Here is a 17,795-nt window from a genome sequence, read left to right on the forward strand (position 1 = left end):
TTGCAGCCGTAGCGCAGACGAATGAACGGGCAGGGAGGCCTTGAGGTGGAATTCGAAACGCTGGTCCAGTCGCGCCGCAGCGTGCGCGGTTTCAAGAACGAGCAAGTATCCCGTGCGGTGGTCGAGGCGATCATCGAGAGCGCCAAGCGTGCGCCGTCGTCGATGAACACCCAGCCCTGGCATGTCCACGTGCTCACGGGCAGTCCGCTGGAAGAGCTACGCCGCCGCAACATGGAGGAGATGGTTGGCGGCGGCAAGGTCAAGCGCGACATCATCAGCCATGGCGAATACCAGGGTGTGCATCGCACCCGGCAGGTCGATATCGCCAAGCAATTGTTCAGCGCGATGGGGATCGCGCGCGACGACAAGCCGATGCGGCAGGACTGGGTGCTGCGCGGCTTCCGCCAGTTCGACGCGCCCGTGTCGCTGGTGCTGACCTATGACCGCGTGCTCGATCCCGGTGCGGTCTGCCATTTCGATCTCGGCGCGCTCTGCTACGGCATCGTGCTGGCGGCCTGGGACCGCGGTCTCGGCTCCGTGATCAACGGCCAGGGCATCATGCGCTCCGACATCGTGCGCGAGGTCGCAAATATTCCGGAGGACGAGGTCATCATGACCTGCGTCGCGATGGGCTATCCCGACGACGACTTTGCAGCAAACGCCGTACGCTCCAATCGCGAGGGCAACGACGATTTCGTGCGCTATGTCGGCTTTGCCGATTAGCGCCGCCGACTCTCGCGACGCGGAGGAGATTATTCTCTCACCGATATTTTTGGTGTGGAGTCCGCGAGGCCTCTTGCAATCTCGATCGCGCGGGAGGAACAATATGCGGATTGAAAGGTTTGTTGCTGGCGCGAGGGAATTGACATGCGGCGGCTGGCTAGCCTGGTTCGACGGTTGTTCGGTCCGCGACTGCGGTACCCGATCGACGATGATCCCACTCTTCCCTTCACCCCTGACGAGCTAAGCAGGTTGATCCGCAGCGGCCGACGCGAGGACATGAAGCTGCTTGCGGATGGACTGGCGCGCCGGTCGATTCCGCGCCGCGCCAGATATCGCGCGACGCACTAGCTCGGGGGCAAGGCGAGCGGCGCTCGCGCTCAGCGCGTGAGTGCGACTTGCTTGAACGAGGCGACCAGCGCCTTCTCCAGCTTGCCGTTCATTCCGCAGAGAATGTCATAGGCTTCGGTGCGCGGCATCGTCGGCTTGTAGTGCCGGTGCTCGATCAGCGCGGCGAAGATGTCCGAGATCGTGAGGATGCGCACGATGTCGCCGATGCTCTCGGCGCACAGCGCGTCGGGATAGCCGCTGCCGTCGAGATATTCATGATGATGACGCACGGCGTCGAGGATCTCCGGCGAAATCCCGTCGTGACCTTTCAGGAAATCGTAGCCCGCGGCCGGATGCGTCTCGATCATCGCGCGCTCCTCGGGATCGAGGCGACCGGGCTTGTCGAGGATGGCAAGCGGGATCCGGGCCTTGCCGATGTCGTGGAACATGGCCGCCGTGTAGAGCCGCTCCAGATCGGCACGCCCGACGCCGAGGCTCAAGCCGAAGTCGATGGCGACGCCCGTGACCAGCAGGCAGTGCTGATAGGTGCCCTCGTGATGACGCCGCACCGTCGTGAGCCACTCCGACAGGCCGTGCTGGGTGATGCGATCGGCGATCTGGCGGCCGGCTTCCCTGGTGCCGTCGACGTCGAGCGGCTGGCCGAGGGTGACGGCGGTGAACATCGACGCGATCGCGGTTGCCGCGGTCTCGACGGCGTTGTCCGGCTGCGTGGTGCCGCCTGACGGTGCAGAGGAATCGTCAGCCGGATCGCTCAGCGCCGCCAGCAATTTGATCCGGTTGACGATTCCGGGCAGGACCAGCGTCGCGCCGAGCGCATAGGCTTGCGAAATGCCGACGTGAGACGTGTGCTCGAGCAGGAAGATTCGCTTCCTGGCTTTCGCCAGCTTGCCGGCGCGCTTCTTGATGGCGGCGATGTTGTCGACGTTACGCAACTCGGCGCGGATGACGATGGCGGACGGCACCTGCGCGAGCTTGGCGTCCGCGTCGAGCCGTTCGCCCGCGACGGTGAATTTCTCTTCGAGAATCGAGCGAACGCCCGACAGCTTGTCGGACGTGTCCGCCAGCACCTGCACGAGTGGGCGGGCCGCCTCTTTCTCCCGGATGCCGCCGTCGCGATTGACGGGGCTCTGCATGGTTCGCGCGTTCTGCACTGGATTACACTGTACTGGAGTTCAATGCGTGGGTTGGATCCGGATCTACTTGCTCTGCTCGGCCACAGCCTGCACTTTCGGCCTCTTCTTGCCGTCCGCGCTGATGAAATGAACGCCGGCCATGGTGCCGTCGATCCACACCAGCTCGCAGCGCCGGTAGGCAAGGCCCGTCGACGACAGCACCAGGAAGAACTCCTTGGCCTGGAGCACGTCGAGAGTGCCCTCGACCTCGATCTTGGCACCGCTTTGCGATACGTCGAGCAGGACGCAGCTGCGTCGCCATGTGCCGTCCGAGCCCATGAGATTGACAGACTGCCTGTGGTCCATCTTCACGCGAGATGTTTTTCGACCATCGAACTTCATCGGCTAACCCCCATTTTCGCGCCGCGATGTCCCTGATCGCTTGTGTTGGCGCTTGCGATTTCCCCCCAGCGCACCGTCCATTGGCTGGTCGACAGAAGCAGTGTCTCGAAGATGTGTTGGGCGCGTTCGCGCTCGACAAAGGAGAGCCGCGTGCCGCTACGATTGCTCAGGATCGCGAGTGTGGTCTGCCAGTTCAGCCGCGACGCGCGGCAGGCCATCACCAGGCCTTCGCAATCCTGATCGGTCATGATGTGCTCAGCGATCTCGATCGGCGCGCCCGAGAGCACCGACAGTGCCGTGAACAGATTGGCGGTCTCGCCGCGGATCGCGAAGCGGTTCACCGTGGAATCGTTGAGCTTGCCGACGCGATTGAGCGCGACGATCTCCGGCCGGGCGCTCGCATAGTCGGCCGCGCAAGGTCGCGCTGGCGGCGCGGGCTCCGCGGCCTGTGCAGGCGGAAGAGCGGGTGCATTGGGCTTGGCCGGGCTCCGTTCGCGGGGCGAGGCGGAGAGCAGCTGTCGCACGACCAAATCAGGCGTGCCGGGCCGCAACGCCAGGGCCTTCATGATCTCGCCGTCCTGCGCGGCCCTGGCGACCAGCGCGGCATAGGCCGCGTCGGAGAACTGGGCGCCCGGGTTCCTGATCAGCGCCAGGCAGATCGGGTCGCCGCGCGCGATCAGCTCCTCGGTCACAACGGGTTCGATCGCGCTGCGCGCGGCGATCGCCCTTTGATGCCGCTCGCCGCACGAGGCCGCGATCGCGGCAAGATCGGTCGCAGGCAGTGCCTGGGATTTGAGCAAGACGGGACAAGCCACGTCCGGATTGTCATGCGAGGCGAGACGCCGCAATGTCTCCGGCGGAGCCACGCCAAGCCCGGCCAGCGCGGTGCCGAGTTGGATCAGCGCACCGGTCTCGACCCGCTCCGTCAATCGCAGCAGAACGCCGTCGACGGCATTGCAGAGCAATTGCGGCGACCGGTCGCGGCTGCCGGCGAGCAGCTGCACGATGCCTTCGAGGATGCGGGCGCAGCGGTCCAGCGGACAGGTTGCGACCGCGTCTTCCAGTTCAATCAGAATATCGGCAGGCGAATTTGCCATCATGGCAGGGGCCTGTACTCAAAATGAATTTCAACTAAGCAACGCCCTTCATTCCGCCCCAGAGGCGTTAATTTGAAATTTAGACCGCACTGCGCCGGGTATGAATGCACCTCCGACATCGCTGGAAACGATATCGAAATTTGGCGAGGCTTGATGCGGCGTCTTGTCCTTTGAACGGGACGCCCGCCAACTGATTGACACGAACCAGGATGATTCTTTCGGTCTAACGGGACACCGAAAGGGGGGAATCGGACCGGCATCGCCGCCGGACGCGCGTCCGTTTCGACGCGACGTTTCACATTGCCATGAACAGTATTGATGACGCGCCCGCCTTGGCGCCCAAAGTATTTCGCTTCTCCGACGTCGATGAATTTCGAAATGCCATACGCGGCCTGAACTTCGAATTCACGCCTTTCGTACGGAGGATTTCGGCTGAGCAGACCATTCTGTCGCTGCCCGGCTGCGATGTGAATGTGACGCGCGCGTTTCCCCGCGTGGTCGACGCGCAGCTCGTCGAGAACTGCACCGCCGTCGGATTCACGATGGACGATCTCAACGTGCCGATCCGCTTCAATGGCTCGCAGCGCGCCCGTCCTGTCATCGTCATCGGCAGCGGTGGCGCCGCTTACACCACGATCGAGGAGGTGCAGCGACAAATTGCCTCGGTGGTGTTCAGGCCGGAGGTGATGATCGCGGTTGGCCGCACGCGGTATCGAGCTTCAAGATTTTTGAAACGACGGCGGCGGGCCTGAACAGGCTGCGCAGCGTGGTCCGGGAAGTATTGGCTGCTGCGTCGGAACCCGTCGGTGGGCCGGACCTGTCGTTGAAGGCTGCGGCCATGAAGGAGTCCTTGCTGGGCGCCGTCGACGCGGCATTTGAAGGCGTGGTTCCCGCGCGCTGGACCCTGCGGCCCAACGACGAGCGGAATTTCAAGATCTTCCAGGAGGTCCGCGCACTTCTCGCCGACGATCTCTCGCAGCCGATCTACAGCGAGGAGATCGCGCGCAAGCTCGGTCTGTCCGTCCGCACCATGCACGACGTCGTCCGCCGCTATCGCGGCATGAGCCTGCATCGTTACTTGCGGCTGCGCCGCTTGTGGCTGGTGCGCCGGCGCTTGCTGGCCGGCGCCGACAGCGTCAAGGCCGTCGCGCTGGCGTTTGGTTTCTGGCATCTCAGCGATTTCTCCAGGAGCTATCGCGATCAGTTCGGCGAAACACCGTCGCAGACGCTGGAGCGTGGCCGGGGCCGCTAGCGAAGGGATGGGGCCGAGCCCTCGTTTCGTGCTAGCCTGCCGGCCATGAGCAATCGCATCCTCGTCCTCTACGGATCCTACCGGTCCGACCGCATGGGCATCCGCCTTGCCGATTTCGTCATCAATCGCTTGCGCTCGCGCGGCGAGGAGGTCGAGTTCATCGACGCCAAGGCAATCGGCCTGCCGATGCTGGATCGCATGTACAAGGAATATCCCAAGGGCACCGCGCCCGAGGCGCTGGAGAAGCTGGCGGGACAGATCCGCGGCGCCGACGGTTTCGTGTTCGTCACGGGCGAATACAATTGGGGCATCCAGCCGGGCTTGAAGAACCTTACCGACCACTTTCTGGAAGAATGGTTCTGGCGGCCGGCCGCGATCGTGAGTTACTCCGCCGGCCGCCTCTCCGGTGCGCGGGCTTCGACGGCGTGGCACGGCACGCTGTCGGAGATGGGCATGGTCGTGGTGTCCAGCACCATCGGCGTCGGCCCGATCGCGCAGACGCTGTCGGAGGCCGGCGAGCCGACCGGTGACGGCGGCAAGGCGCTGGAGCGGTCGTTCCCGCGCTTCGCCGATGATCTCAATTGGTGGATCGAGGCCGCGAAAGAGCAGCGGGCGCGCAAGGCGCCGCCTTACTGAGTGCTTTCACCGCACCCGTAGCCCCGGATTGCGCTGCGCTACATCCGGGCTACGAAGCAGGGTAAAGTTACGCCGCCCTGACTTCGCCGAGGAAGCGGTCGAACTGTCCGGCGAGGTCGCGCGACTGGTTCGAGAGCTGCTCGGCTGCGCCCAGCACTTCCCTTGCGGCCGTGCCAGTGTCATCGGCGGCGCGCTGCACGCCTGAAATGTTGGTGTTGACCTCCTGGGTGCCGCGGGCGGCTTCCTGGACGCTGCGGGCGATCTCCTTGGTGGCGGAGCCCTGTTCCTCGATCGCGGCGGCAATCGCGGTGCCGATCTGGTCGATCTCGCCGATGACGTCGGCGACGTTGCGGATCGCGGTCACGGTCTCGTCGCTGGCGGCCTGGATGGCGGTGATCTGCTCGGAGATTTCGGTGGTGGCCTTGGCGGTCTGGCCGGCCAGTGATTTCACTTCCGATGCGACGACCGCAAAGCCGCGGCCGGCGTCGCCGGCGCGGGCGGCTTCGATGGTCGCGTTCAGCGCCAGCAAATTGGTCTGCTCGGCAATGCTCTGGATCAGCGTGACGACGTCGCCGATCTTCTGGGCGCCCTCGGCGAGCGCGCGTGCGGTGTCGCCGGTGCGGCGGGCGTTGTCGACGGCGCGGGCCGCGATCTCGGTCGACTGTGCGACCTGACGGCCGATCTCGGCGATCGAGGAGGTCAGCTCTTCCGTCGCGCTGGCGACCGTCTGCACGTTGGTCGAGGTCTGCTGCGAGGCGGCGGCGACGACCGCGGCCTGGCTGTTGGTCTGGGCTGCCGTCGAGGTCATCGACTGCGCCGTGCTTTCCATGGTGGAGGAGGCGCTCGACAGGCCGCCGACCAGTTCGGTGACCTTGGCCTCGAAGGAGCGGGTGAGGCCGTCGAGCGCTTGGGCGCGGCGCATCTTGCCGTCGTTCTCGGCCTGTTTCTCGGCTGCGAGGCGGTCGGCGCGGATCATGTTGTCCTTGAACACCTGGACGGCGGCCGCCATCGCGCCGATCTCATCGGAGCGCTCGGCGCCGGGGATCTCTTGGGCAACGTCGCCGTCGGCCAGCCGCGACATCCGGCTCGTCAGATTGACGATCGGGGCGCAGACGCGGCGGCGCACCATGACGATGAGGCCGGCGCTGGCGACCAGCACCGCGAGGAGGCCTGCGAGTGCGATGGTGAAGCTGGTGCGCGCGGCGGAGGAGGCGCCGGCGAGAATCTGCTCGGCGTTGTCATAGAGCGCGTCGCGAACGCCGATGATGGAGCCGAGCCCCTTCTGCGATGCCGCATAGTAGGTATCGACGTCGTGCTCATACTTGCCGCTGACGGCACCGTCCTTGACCATCTTGAGCTCGCGGCCGAACTCCTCGACGTAACGTGAATTCATCGTTTCCAGCGCGGCGCCGACATTGGCCGGGGTGGCGGGATTGCCGCGCATCTCCATCAGCGACATCACGATCTGGTCGCTACGGCCCTGCATGCGGGCGACGTCGGCCTTCTCGGCATCCGTCCCCACTTTCTTGCCGCCGACGAGGTTCTTGTGCACGCTGGCATTGAGGCCGCCGATGTCGCGCAGCGTCATGGCGATATTGGCGTTGTTGGCCTGGCGGTAAGCATCGCCGTTCAGGATGGCCATGCGGCGGACCTGCTCGTTGAGCAGCGCGGTGACGCCGGCGTTGAGCACGGCATTGTCGGCGACGACCTTCCTGGCGGCATCCTTGCGGGCATCCGCAGGTCCTGCGATCGCCTTGTCGATGGCCTCGCGGAGAGCGGTGAATTTCGCATTGATGGCATCGATGTTGCTGCCGATGGTGTTGCCGTCATCGAGCGAGCCGGGCAGCTCCTTGCGCAGCGCGTTCATCTTGTCGCGGGCGCCGTCGGTCTGCTTGCGCAGCTTGTCGTGCTCGGTGAGCTGCGCCGGATCGACGGTTGCGGGCCCATAGAGGATGTTGGTGGCGAAGCCGCGCTCGGGATTGAGGTAGCGCGGGATGTCGCTGGCGGCGCGGACAATCGCGAGCCGGCCCTGCGCCTCGCTGATCCGGTCCATGGTCTGGTACCTCGTGACGGCGACGTAAACGGCGAGGCCGCCGCCGACGGTCGAGAGCGAGACGATGGCGGTGGTCAGCAGCGTACCGATTTTCATGATCTGTCCGGCAATTGCATGGAGAAAGATATTCTCCGGACGATATGGAGCCGGTGTTAATCCGGGGTTTACGCTGCCGGCCGCCATGCCCTTCCTGCATGCGTCCATTCGTCTAGGCGTAGGTCGAAGCTAGCACGTCGCCTGATCGAGCCTGGCCAAAATCTCCAGCGTCGCGCCATCGCGCTCGCCGGCGAAATAGCGGTCGAGTGCCTCGCCGAAAACGGGCTTGTCGGAGACCGCGCCGAACAGCGTCATCGACGAGCGGAATTTGGCATCGTCGGGCGCGCCGAGGATGGCGTTGATGGTCCGTCCCTCGAGGGCGAGCACGAGCTTCGTGCATTCGATCAGGCGCGGGCCGAGGACGGGGTGGGCGAGGTAGGCCTCGGCCTCCGCCCTTGAGCCGATGGCATAGCGCTGCGACATGGCGCTGAGGCCGAGGCCGGCGATCTGCGGGAAGACGAACCACATCCAGTGAGTCTGCTTCCGGCCCCGGGCCAGCTCCCCCTCGACGGCGCGAAAAACCGGATTTTGGGCGTGGACGAACCGGTCTAGGTCGAAAGGATCGGTCATTTGATACCTCGGCGGGGCTTTCCGGACCCTTGCCGGCCGCGATTATGCCTAACTTTTGGCTCCCAATGTGGTTTCTGGTATAGAGTCTCCGGGTGGGGGTTGGGTACCCCCGGGGGTCGATTTTGGGGATCTGATGGTTTCCGACCGCGCACGCGCCGAGAGGCTGTTGTCGCGCCGCCGTATCGGGCGAGCGGAAACGATTCTGCTGTCCTTGGCGGCCTTCGCCTTGGCGTTGGGCGCTGCCGCCTGGGTCACCGATATGGGCGACTCGGCTCCCCTGGTCACGGCTGCACTGCCGCCGGCCAATTCCCCGTCATTCGACGATCGCTTCGCTTCGACATCCGGCAACCCGCCCGCCCGCGAGCTTGGCCTGCGGACGATGGAGCGCTCCGCACTGAGCGCGGTGCAGCTCAAGCTGCGCGACGCCAAGGCGATGCTGGCCGAGAAACTCCAGGGCAACGAGTGGCGCTCGACGCTGACCGATGACGACCGGCATGTGGTCGACGAGACCAGACCCGCGCAGCGCGCCGACGGCATCCCCATGCCGCGCTCGCGCCCGGCGCAGGCGGACTTCTCCGCCCAGATCGCGTCCAGCCAGGCCTATGCCGAGACCAACCCGCGGGTCGACAACCGCAACTTCTTCGAGAAATTCACCGACAAGATCAAGCTGGCCTCGCTGACGCCTGGCGACGGCCTGCTTGGCAGGGGGCCTGATCTCATGGCCCTCGGCTACGATTCGCGCACGGCGGTCTACGACATCAAGGCCAAGGCGCTTTACCTGCCGAGCGGTGTCGCGCTGGAGGCCCATTCGGGCATGGGCGCGCTGATGGACGACCCTGATCATGTCGACCAGCGCATGGTCGGTGCGACCCCGCCCGCGACCTACGATCTGAAGCCGCGCGAAAGACTGTTCCACGGCGTCCGCGCACTGCGCCTGACGCCCACGGATGGCACCAGCGCGCTCGGCCGCGTCGGTCTTCTCACCCACAATTACATGCTCGGGCCGCGCGGCGATTCCAACGGCTGCGTCTCGATCAAGGATTATGATCGCTTCCTCAAGTCCTGGGACAATGGCGAGTTCAACCGCCTCGTCGTGGTGCCGAGCCTGAGCGGATCGGCGATTGCCGCGCAGCGCGCGAGCACCGATTCCTGATATTTGCCGAACGGCGGGGCTGCCGTTTTCCCTTCGTTAAGCCGTCGTCGTCCAGAAGCAGCCCATGAGTGATCCCCAAAGCTCCGAGACCCCGCTCCGCACGACGTTCAAGATCAAGCTGAACGGTGACACGCTGGCGATTGCGACCGTCGGTCAGGCCTATCAATTCCTCACCAACTTCAAATCCGTCGAGTGGATGGAATTCCGCTCGCTGCACGAGGACGCGGTCGCGGCGCTCGAGGGCGCGGCCGACAATGCCATGCTCGCGGTGCAGGCGACCAACGCCGTGCGCGCGCTGTTCGTGAGCGCGAAGCTGCTCTGACGGGCTACGGACTCATCAACGGCTTCGAACCCGTTCGGATGCGGCCGCGACCAAGCTTGGCGCGTTTGGCGCCGAGGAGCAGGATCGCATGGACATTGCGGAATTCATCTCAGGCGTTGATCGCGCCGGCACGAAACAACCGACCGAAGCTGCGCTCGAGGCCTTCGAAAAATCCATCGGCTGCCGATTGCCGGACGCGTATCGCCGATTCCTGCTGACCTGCGCCGGCGGCTATCATCAGGGTTCGGCCGAATTCAACTGGCCGCAAGGGCACTGGGCCGGTGCGATCCAGGAGGTGCTGGGATTGCGCGGCGACGTCTGCTCACTGGTGCAGACGCGCAAGACGCCGCAATGGCCGACGGTCGATGAGCTGCTGTGGATCATGAGCGACCACGGCGGCAACCCGATCTGCATGACGATCGAGCAGACGCATTTCGGCAAGATCTGGTTCGTCGACCACGAGGTCGCCGAGTACGAGAAGCCCTGGACGCTCGCTGAGGCGATGTCGGACCAATGGGGCTATGTCCTGCCGCTTGCGCCGACGTTCAGCGATTTCATCGCCGGCGTCTACGAGGAAGCCGCGGCCGCGTGAGCGGGGCTGGCGATCATTTGCCGGGGTATCCCTCCTTTATCCTGGCTTGAACTGAATGGCAGGAACGGGCAAACGGTCCGGGACGACCGTGGCCGCGGTCAATTGATCCCGCCACCCATTTCAAGCCTGACTCAAGGGAGAGATACATGAAACGCCGTACATTCCTCAAAGGCGGCGCGGTCGCCGGGGCGACCACGCTGGTTGCTGCACCTGCAATTGCGCAAGCCGCACCCGAGATCAAATGGCGCCTGACATCGAGCTTTCCGAAGTCGCTCGACACCATCTACGGCACCGCGCAGACCTTCGCGAAATACGTGGCTGAAGCCACTGACAACAAATTCCAGATCCAGACTTTTGCGGCCGGCGAGCTTGTCCCGGGCCTGCAGGCGCTCGATGCCGTCAGCGTCGCCACCGTCGAGATGGCGCAGACGCCGCTCTATTTCTACATCGGCAAGGAGCCGGCGCTGGCTTACGCCACCGGCGCGCCGTTCGGCATGAACCATCGTCACCAGGAATCCTGGTGGCATTTCGGCGGCGGCGCCGACCTCACCAACGAGGCGCTGAAGCCGTTCAAGACGCACGCCATCCTGTGCGGCAATTCCGGCACCCAGATGGGCGGCTGGTTCCGCAAGGAGATCAAGACCGTCGACGATCTCAAGGGCCTCAAATTCCGTATCGCCGGCATGGGCGGCCACGTGCTCGCCAAGCTCGGCATCGTGCCGCAGCAGCTCGCCGGCGGCGACGTCTATGCGGCGCTGGAGAAGGGGTCGATCGACGCCGCGGAGTTCGTCGGTCCCTATGACGACGAGAAGCTCGGCTTCCAGAAGGTCGCCAAATACTATTACTTCCCCGGCTGGTGGGAGGGCGGCGCCATGCTGCACATGATCGTCAACGACGAGAAATGGGCGAGCCTGCCGAAGCAGTACCAGGCGATCGTCAACCAGGCCGCGTCCGCGGCCGGCGCCTGGATGCTGGAAAAGTACGACAGCGTGAATCCGGCGGCGTTGAAGCGGCTGATCGCCAACGGCGCGGAACTGAAGGCGTTCCCGCAGCCGGTGATGGAAGCCTGCTACAACGCGACACAGGAGCATCTGAACGAGCTCGCCGCCAAGAGCGACCTGTTCAAGCGCACCAAGGAAAGCCACGATGCCTATATGAAGGAGCTGCTGTTCTACACGCAGATCGCGGAAAATTATTACGACAACTATCTGCTCAGCAAGATGCGTAACAAGACCTGATTGTGAGGAGGGCGCGGTGTCACGCCGCGCCCCGCTTCATCCGGGCTACGGGACTGCCAGCGATGCATCGCGGCAACAGCCTGCCGGAAAAAGATAAGCAGATGCGGCGCGCCATGCTTCTTCAACCGTACGGTTGATGTGCGCTTCCCCCCATTCCTCCAGACCTTGCAGCAAGCAGGGAATGGAGTCGAAAATGACCTTACTGAACAGCATTTTGAAGGCCGCTGACGGGAACGCTCGCCCGATCGCGCCCCTTTTGGCCCTTTTCCTCGCGACCACATTCCTCCACACCGGTTCCGCGCTGGCCGCCGACTATTCGGCCGGCGGTGGCGTCAACAACGCGCCATCCGGCTTTGCCACCGCGGTGGGACCGACCGCGACGACACAGGGTGTCTTCGCCTCTGCCTATGGCTACTCGTCCGACGCAAACGGCAATGCTGCGGTTGCGATAGGCGCCTTGTCCGGCGCGACCGGCGACCAGGCGATCGCGATCGGCAACGGCACGACCGCCACCGGCCTGTCGGCCAGCGCGTTCGGTGACAATGCAACTGCCACCGGTCTGGGCGCCACGGCAACTGGCTCACACGCGACCGCCAATGGTGCCAGCGCGACTGCCACCGGCCAATCGTCGTTCGCGAGCGGGGCGACCGCCACTGCTGTGGGCGCGAGCAGCCTCGCCTCCGGCACGGCCGCGACCGCAACAGGCGCGAACGCCACCGCCGCCGGCAACAATGCAACTGCGACCGGTGCCAACAGTTTTGCCAGCGGTGATTTCGCGACCGCCACCGGACAGGACAGCCGGGCGAACGGTCAGTTCGCAACCGCGACCGGTGCCGGCAGCCGCGCGACCGGTGCCGCTGCGACGGCCTACGGTCAGGGCAGCAACGCAAATGGCGCCAACGCCGCGGCCATCGGTGCCAGCAGCGCCGCCACAGGTAATTTGGCGACCGCGATTGGCAACAACGCAGGGGCCACCGGCACCGCCGCGACCGCGGTCGGCACCTTCGCCTTTGCGACCGGTGAGGGGACCGTCTCGCTCGGAACGTCCGCCAACGCAAATGCGACCAACGCGACCGCGCTCGGCGCGGGCGCGACCGTATCGGGAACCAATTCGGTCGCGATCGGCGCAGGCTCGGTCGCAACCGCTGCCAACACCGTGTCGTTCGGCTCGGCCGGCAACGAGCGGCGTCTCACCAATGTCGCGGCGGGCGTCAACCCGACCGATGCCGTCAACGTGAGCCAGCTTACCGGCATCACCTCCGGGTTCCAGTCGCAGATCGGCTCGCTCCAGGCGCAGATCGGCAACAACCAGACCGAGGCGCGGCGCGGTATCGCCGCCGCAGTCGCAGCGGCCAGCGCGCCGATGCCGTCCGCGCCGGGCAAGACCACCTGGCAGGTGCGCGGCTCGGCCTTCCGTGGTGAAGGCGGCTTCGGTGTCGGCTTTGCGCATCGGCTTAACACCGCGATGCCGCTCACCGTCGTCGGCGGTTACGGCAATGGCGGCGGCACCGAGCACACGGCCTATGTCGGCGTCGGCGGCGAGTTTTGAGCGCGCGTCACGCTGTGGTTCTGTAGGGTGGGCAAAGGCGCTCTTGCGCCGTGCCCACGTCTTTTCCAGCCGTTGGCCAACGTGGGCACGCTTCGCTTTGCCCACCCTACGAGACCTACGAACTCAGTCCCAGCTTGGCATAGATCCGCCGTGCATAGGCGCCGAATGCGTCCGTGGTCTTGAGCGGCAGGTCGCGCGGGAAGGGCAGGTCGATCGGGAAATAGTCGGCCATCTTTGCGGGGCCCGCGGTGAGCACGGCGCAGTGCGAGGACAGGAAGACGGCTTCTTGGATCGAATGCGTGACGAAGATGATGGTCTTGCCGCTCTCGCGCCAGATCCGCAGCATCTCCAGATTCATCTGCTCGCGGGTCAGCGCGTCTAGCGCGCCGAACGGCTCGTCCATCAGGATCAGTTTTGGATCGTGAATGAAGGCGCGCGCGATGGCGGTGCGCTGCTGCATGCCGCCGGAGAGTTCCCGCGGATATTTCTGCTCGTAGCCGGCAAGGCCGACGAGCTTGAGCAGGTCGCGCGCCCGCTCGCGTGCGGCCTTCATCGGCATGCCGACGATCTCGGCTGGCAGCAGCACGTTGTCCAGGATGGTGCGCCACTTCAACAGCAGCGCCTGCTGGAACACCATGCCGATGTCGCGGGAGGGATCGAACGGGCTTTCGGCGTTGCCGATCTTCACCGTGCCGCCGTCGGCGCCGTGTAACCCCGCAAGAATCTTCATCACCGTGGTCTTGCCGCAGCCGGACGGGCCGACCAGCGAGACCAGCTCGCCTTCCTGCACGTCCATGGTGACGTCGGACACCGCGAGAAATTCGGCGCCACCGCTGCGATAGACTTTTCGGACACCTTGCAGGCTGATGAAGGGTTTTGCGCTCATGCCAGCCATTTGCTCAAGTTGGCGGCGACGAAGGTATCGTCGCTGAGGTCGGCGTGCTCGCGCGTGACGCGGTCGATCTCCTCTTTCTGGCCGGGGCTGAGGCCCTCGTTCGGATCGAGGCACCACAGGCCCTTCATCAGGCCCTGGCGCCGGAGGATCTCGTGGCAGCCGGCGATGCAGCCGTGGAAATTGTTGGCGACGTCGAAGAAGGCGCTGTTGCAATCGGTGACGCGAGCATCGAGCGCGAGCAGATCGGCCGGCACGCTGTCCTGGTGACGCGCTTGCTTGCAGCGCTCGAATTGCTTGATGGCGCTCGCCGTCCACACCGACCAGTGGCCGAGCAGGCCGCCTTTGAAGTAGGTGCGCGTGGTGACGCCCTGGTCGCGCAGGTCGAACGGCAGCACCAAATCGAGCAGGATGTGATCGTCATTGCCGGTGTAGATGGCGACGCGGTCGAGCGCGCCGGCCGCCGCGACGCCACGCAGGACGTCGAGCGTCCTGTAGCGGTTGAACGGCGCGATCTTGATCGCGATGACATTGTCGATCGAGGCAAAGCGCTGCCAGAACCGGCTCGACAGGATGACGCCGCCCACGGCCGGCTGGAGATAGAAGCCGACCAGCGGGATCTCGGCGGCCACCGCCGTGCAGTGCGCGATGATCTCGTCCTCGGAGGCGCTCTTCATCGCGGCGAGGCTGAGGAGGCCTGCGTGATACCCGATGTCGCGCGCGGTGCGGGCCTCACGCGTTGCCTGCTGGGTCGGGCCGGCAAGGCCCGCGACCATCGCCAGCGGACGTTTTGTCCAGCTCGCCGCGGTCTCGGCAGCGAGCTCGAGCACCGGCCGATACAAGCCGACGTCGCGGATCGCGAATTGCGTGGTGTGGACGCCAACCGCAAGGCCGCCCGAGCCTGCGTCGATGTAATAGCGCGTCAGCGCGCGCTGATGCTGTTTGTCGAGCTGGCGCTCGGCGGTGAGGGCGAGGGGATGCGCCGGAATGACGGTGCCCTCAGTGATCAGCTTGCGGATGTCGGCGTCGATCTGGCTGTGGTGCATGATGTCCTATCCGAATTCGGGGCCGGCGACGGCGAAGGGCGTTTCCTCGGCCGCGGCGGTGGCGGGGCCGAACCGCATGCGCTGGAACGGCCGTTCGATGGTCCAGCCGGACGTCGTCAATCCTTCCAGGAACGCAGCCTGCGAGGCGACGGCGTCGAGCAGCAGAGGGCCGGTCTCGGAGTGCGCGATCGTATCAACCATGGCCAGCGCTGCCGCGGCATTGTCGGCGAGCAACGGGCCGATATGGCGGGCGGTCCGGCCGTCGCGAACCAGCGCGATGGCGCCGCTCGCGGAAACGATGCGCGAGCCGAAGCGCTGTGCGAAGGCGGAGAGCAGCGCGGTCCGGTCGAAGCCGGTCGCGCGCCGGTCCCGCGCACGAAGCGCAGCGATGCTCGCGGATGAGGAGGGTGGCGCGTCGGCTCGCGCGGGCCTCACCAGCCTGAGCCGGCGCAATTGCAGCGTCGGCGTGAAGCCGAGCGGGCCGTAGACGGCGACACCGTCGGGCGTGGCATCGAGCCAGCTCGTCAGGCCGTTCTTGCGCGCGGTCTCCAGGCAGGCATCGACCAGGCGCGTGGCGAGGCCGCGGCGGCGGTGCGTGCCTGACACCAGCACCATGCTGATCCAGGCGTTGTTGCCGGAGTAGGGGAGCAGGGCTGCGGTCGCGACCAGCCGCATGCCGTCGCGGATGCCGAACACGATTCCGTCGTGCAGGAAGATGCGCCAGTCCTCTTCGGTCTGGTTCCAGTGCGCCTCGGTCGACAGCACGAGGCCTGCGATCGCATCCTCGACGCCGAGCTTGAGGATCGGCGGGCCGTCAGTAGCGTCCATCGCGCACCTCGTATTTGGTGGGCTTGCCGAGGCTCGGCATGGAACGGGAGACCCAGTCCGCTGTCCAGGCGATCAGCTGCTCGGTATCGACGATTGGCAGGCCGAACAGCTCGACGGCTCTGGACGTGTCGGTAAGCCACGCCGTGGGCTGTTCCTCGCCTGATAGCACCGGCGCGCGGCCGAAACGGGCGCCGAATTTTTGCGCGAGATCGCGAACGGCGAGAATTTCGTGGCCGCTGACATTGATCGGCGCGGTCGGGGCCGTGCAATGCGCCAGGCACCGCAGTGCCTGCGCGGAGGCGTCGCCCTGCCAGATGAAATTGACGTGACTGATGCTGACGTCGATCGGCTTGCCCGTGAGCACTTTCGTGGCGATGTCGTGCAGGACGCCGTAGCGCATGTCGATCGCGTAGTTGAGGCGGAACAGGCGGCCGGGCGTTTCGAACTTGCGCGAAAAATACTCGAACATGCGCTCGCGGCCGACGCAGGACTGGGCGTATTCGCCGGGCGGGTTCGGCGCCATGTCCTCGGTCGCGCCGTTGCCGTCGACGGGCACGAACGGGTAGATGCAGCCGGTCGAGAACGCCACGATGCGCGACGAGGGGAAGGCCTGCGCGACCAGCGCGGGGACATGCGCGTTCATCGCCCAGGTCAGCGACAGATCGCCTTCGGCGCCGAACTTGCGGCCGGCCATGAAGATGATGTTCGGAGCTTTCGGCAGCGACTGAATGGCGGTCTCGTCCATCAGGTCGCAATTGATGGTCTCGACGCCGCGCGCGTGGAGCCATTCCTTGACACCGGCTTCGCTGAAGCGGGCGACGCCGATGACGCGGCGATCCGGCACGGCGGCTTTCGCCAGCCCCGCCAGCGTCGGGCCCATCTTGCCGCCGACGCCGAGGATCATGATGTCGCCCTCGACCGTGGCGAGGTCGTCGATCAGCGCCTGCGTCGGGCGGCACAGCAGATCGTCGAGCGCTGCGATATCCGGAATGGTCTTCGGCAGGTTCTGGCGGGAGAGCAGCATGGAGCGGTCCTTGGTTTTGCGGTCTCTAGGTCTCTCTGGCGTCGCCGACCACGAACATGCGTTCGAGGACGAGGACCAGGCCGTAGAGAGCGACGCCGAGCAGCGTCAGCAGCACGACGGCCATCACCATCGCAGGCGTGTCGAGCGAGGACTGCACCTGGATCATGAGGTAGCCGAGGCCGCGCTCGGAGGCGATGAACTCGCCGACGATGGCGCCGGCGACCGCGAGGATGGCGCCGACCTTCATGCCGGAGAACACGTAAGGCAGCGATCCCGGCAGTTGGATCTTGCGGAACAGCGTCCAGCGCGAGCCGCGCAGCGATTTGACGAGGTCGAGCAGGTCAGGCTCGACCTCGCGCAGGCCGCGCGCTGTCGTAAGCAGGATCGGGAAGAAGCAGATGCTGAAGGCGATCAGAATGTTCGGCACGATGCCGTAGGAAAACCAGACGATCAGCAGCGGGCCGAGCGCGACCTTCGGGATCATGTTCATTGTGACGAACAGCGGCAGCAGCGCCATGCTCAGCAGCGGCGCCCAGCTGAAGATGACGGCGAGCGCAACGCCGACGACCGCGCCGAGCGCGAAACCGCCGAGGATCTCGATGGCGGTGACCAGCGTATTGGATCCCCAGGAATAGCTCGCGGTGCCCAGCGTCTGCACGGTCGCGAGCGGAGAGGGCAGGATGAATTTCGGCACGTGGAAGGCGTCGACCGCGACCTGCCACAACACGAGCACGGCGAGGTGCACGATCAGGATGATCGCAAAGCTGCGCGAGGTGCGGGCTGCGTCTCCTGTCACCATTTGCTCCCTGTTGCCGGCAGCCGCCTTGCCGCCGGCGTTCAGCTTAACCGTCCTCGCGGGAAG

The 17,795-nt window shown here is 65.5% G+C and carries 17 protein-coding genes and 1 pseudogene; 8 read left to right on the forward strand and 10 right to left on the reverse strand.

The window, feature by feature from the left end; genetic code table 11:
* Nucleotides 1–45 precede the first annotated feature (45 nt).
* Nucleotides 46–723 carry a nitroreductase gene (locus AB7532_RS16290; protein WP_441235791.1) on the forward strand — a complete coding sequence of 226 codons (678 nt, stop codon included), beginning with the start codon at nt 46–48 and terminating at the stop codon, nt 721–723.
* 377 nt (nt 724–1,100) lie between these two features.
* On the opposite strand, the gene AB7532_RS16295 is transcribed toward AB7532_RS16290, so the two are convergent.
* Genes AB7532_RS16295 through AB7532_RS16305 form a run of 3 tightly spaced genes read right to left on the reverse strand, consistent with a single transcriptional unit; the run spans nt 1,101 to nt 3,685 of the window.
* Entirely contained in the window at nt 1,101–2,222 is a 1,122-nt protein-coding gene (locus AB7532_RS16295; RefSeq protein WP_441235792.1) for an HD-GYP domain-containing protein, read from the reverse strand.
* Between the two features lie 45 nt (nt 2,223–2,267).
* Nucleotides 2,268–2,585: a PilZ domain-containing protein gene (locus AB7532_RS16300; RefSeq protein ID WP_441235793.1), complete on the reverse strand. Its 318-nt coding sequence runs from the start codon at nt 2,583–2,585 to the stop codon at nt 2,268–2,270.
* The gene (locus tag AB7532_RS16305) at nt 2,582–3,685 is read right to left on the reverse strand and encodes a DUF2336 domain-containing protein (protein WP_441235794.1); all 1,104 of its coding nucleotides are present in this window, start codon (nt 3,683–3,685) and stop codon (nt 2,582–2,584) included. Before AB7532_RS16305 ends, AB7532_RS16300 begins: the two co-directional genes overlap by 4 nt.
* Before the next feature lie 302 nt (nt 3,686–3,987).
* Here AB7532_RS16305 and AB7532_RS16310 point away from each other — a divergent pair.
* Nucleotides 3,988–4,934 (forward strand): annotated as a pseudogene (locus tag AB7532_RS16310) (helix-turn-helix domain-containing protein).
* 45 nt (nt 4,935–4,979) lie between these two features.
* The gene (locus AB7532_RS16315) at nt 4,980–5,570 is read left to right on the forward strand and encodes an NADPH-dependent FMN reductase (protein ID WP_441235795.1); all 591 of its coding nucleotides are present in this window, start codon (nt 4,980–4,982) and stop codon (nt 5,568–5,570) included.
* Nucleotides 5,571–5,637: 67 nt separating this feature from the next.
* Here the strand turns inward: AB7532_RS16315 and AB7532_RS16320 are convergent, their stop codons facing one another.
* Complete coding sequence (locus tag AB7532_RS16320) at nt 5,638–7,719, reverse strand: methyl-accepting chemotaxis protein (RefSeq protein ID WP_441235796.1); 2,082 nt, start codon at nt 7,717–7,719, stop codon at nt 5,638–5,640.
* A gap of 129 nt (nt 7,720–7,848) precedes the next feature.
* Entirely contained in the window at nt 7,849–8,289 is a 441-nt protein-coding gene (locus AB7532_RS16325) for a DUF1810 domain-containing protein (protein ID WP_441235797.1), read from the reverse strand.
* A 202-nt stretch (nt 8,290–8,491) separates the two neighbouring features.
* Between AB7532_RS16325 and AB7532_RS16330 the strand changes: the two genes are divergently transcribed.
* The 5 genes from AB7532_RS16330 (at nt 8,492) to AB7532_RS16350 (ending at nt 13,143) form a co-directional block, all read left to right on the forward strand.
* Entirely contained in the window at nt 8,492–9,442 is a 951-nt protein-coding gene (locus AB7532_RS16330) for a DUF2778 domain-containing protein (RefSeq protein ID WP_441239291.1), read from the forward strand.
* A gap of 64 nt (nt 9,443–9,506) precedes the next feature.
* On the forward strand, nt 9,507–9,764 hold the full coding sequence (locus AB7532_RS16335; protein ID WP_441235798.1) for a hypothetical protein: 258 nt from the start codon (nt 9,507–9,509) through the stop codon (nt 9,762–9,764).
* 88 nt (nt 9,765–9,852) lie between these two features.
* On the forward strand, nt 9,853–10,356 hold the full coding sequence (locus tag AB7532_RS16340; RefSeq protein WP_441235799.1) for an SMI1/KNR4 family protein: 504 nt from the start codon (nt 9,853–9,855) through the stop codon (nt 10,354–10,356).
* Between the two features lie 146 nt (nt 10,357–10,502).
* The gene (locus tag AB7532_RS16345) at nt 10,503–11,594 is read left to right on the forward strand and encodes a TRAP transporter substrate-binding protein (protein ID WP_441235800.1); all 1,092 of its coding nucleotides are present in this window, start codon (nt 10,503–10,505) and stop codon (nt 11,592–11,594) included.
* 193 nt (nt 11,595–11,787) lie between these two features.
* Nucleotides 11,788–13,143: a YadA family autotransporter adhesin gene (locus AB7532_RS16350; RefSeq protein WP_441235801.1), complete on the forward strand. Its 1,356-nt coding sequence runs from the start codon at nt 11,788–11,790 to the stop codon at nt 13,141–13,143.
* A gap of 115 nt (nt 13,144–13,258) precedes the next feature.
* Here the strand turns inward: AB7532_RS16350 and AB7532_RS16355 are convergent, their stop codons facing one another.
* The 5 genes from AB7532_RS16355 to AB7532_RS16375 are packed head-to-tail and all read right to left on the reverse strand — an operon-like array spanning nt 13,259 to nt 17,729.
* Nucleotides 13,259–14,038 (reverse strand): ABC transporter ATP-binding protein, encoded by a 780-nt coding sequence (locus AB7532_RS16355; protein WP_441235802.1) that lies wholly within the window; start codon nt 14,036–14,038, stop codon nt 13,259–13,261.
* The gene (locus AB7532_RS16360; protein WP_441235803.1) at nt 14,026–15,081 is read right to left on the reverse strand and encodes a dihydrodipicolinate synthase family protein; all 1,056 of its coding nucleotides are present in this window, start codon (nt 15,079–15,081) and stop codon (nt 14,026–14,028) included. Before AB7532_RS16360 ends, AB7532_RS16355 begins: the two co-directional genes overlap by 13 nt.
* A 6-nt stretch (nt 15,082–15,087) precedes the next feature.
* Nucleotides 15,088–15,909, reverse strand: a complete 822-nt coding sequence (locus tag AB7532_RS16365; protein ID WP_441235804.1) for a GNAT family N-acetyltransferase — start codon at nt 15,907–15,909, stop codon at nt 15,088–15,090.
* Nucleotides 15,896–16,933 carry an NAD-dependent epimerase/dehydratase family protein gene (locus AB7532_RS16370; RefSeq protein ID WP_441235805.1) on the reverse strand — a complete coding sequence of 346 codons (1,038 nt, stop codon included), beginning with the start codon at nt 16,931–16,933 and terminating at the stop codon, nt 15,896–15,898. Before AB7532_RS16370 ends, AB7532_RS16365 begins: the two co-directional genes overlap by 14 nt.
* Before the next feature lie 25 nt (nt 16,934–16,958).
* The gene (locus tag AB7532_RS16375; RefSeq protein WP_441239292.1) at nt 16,959–17,729 is read right to left on the reverse strand and encodes an ABC transporter permease; all 771 of its coding nucleotides are present in this window, start codon (nt 17,727–17,729) and stop codon (nt 16,959–16,961) included.
* Nucleotides 17,730–17,795 lie beyond the last annotated feature (66 nt).

Origin of the sequence: Bradyrhizobium sp. 930_D9_N1_4 (assembly GCF_052076015.1) — a bacterium.
Taxonomy (GTDB): domain Bacteria; phylum Pseudomonadota; class Alphaproteobacteria; order Rhizobiales; family Xanthobacteraceae; genus Bradyrhizobium.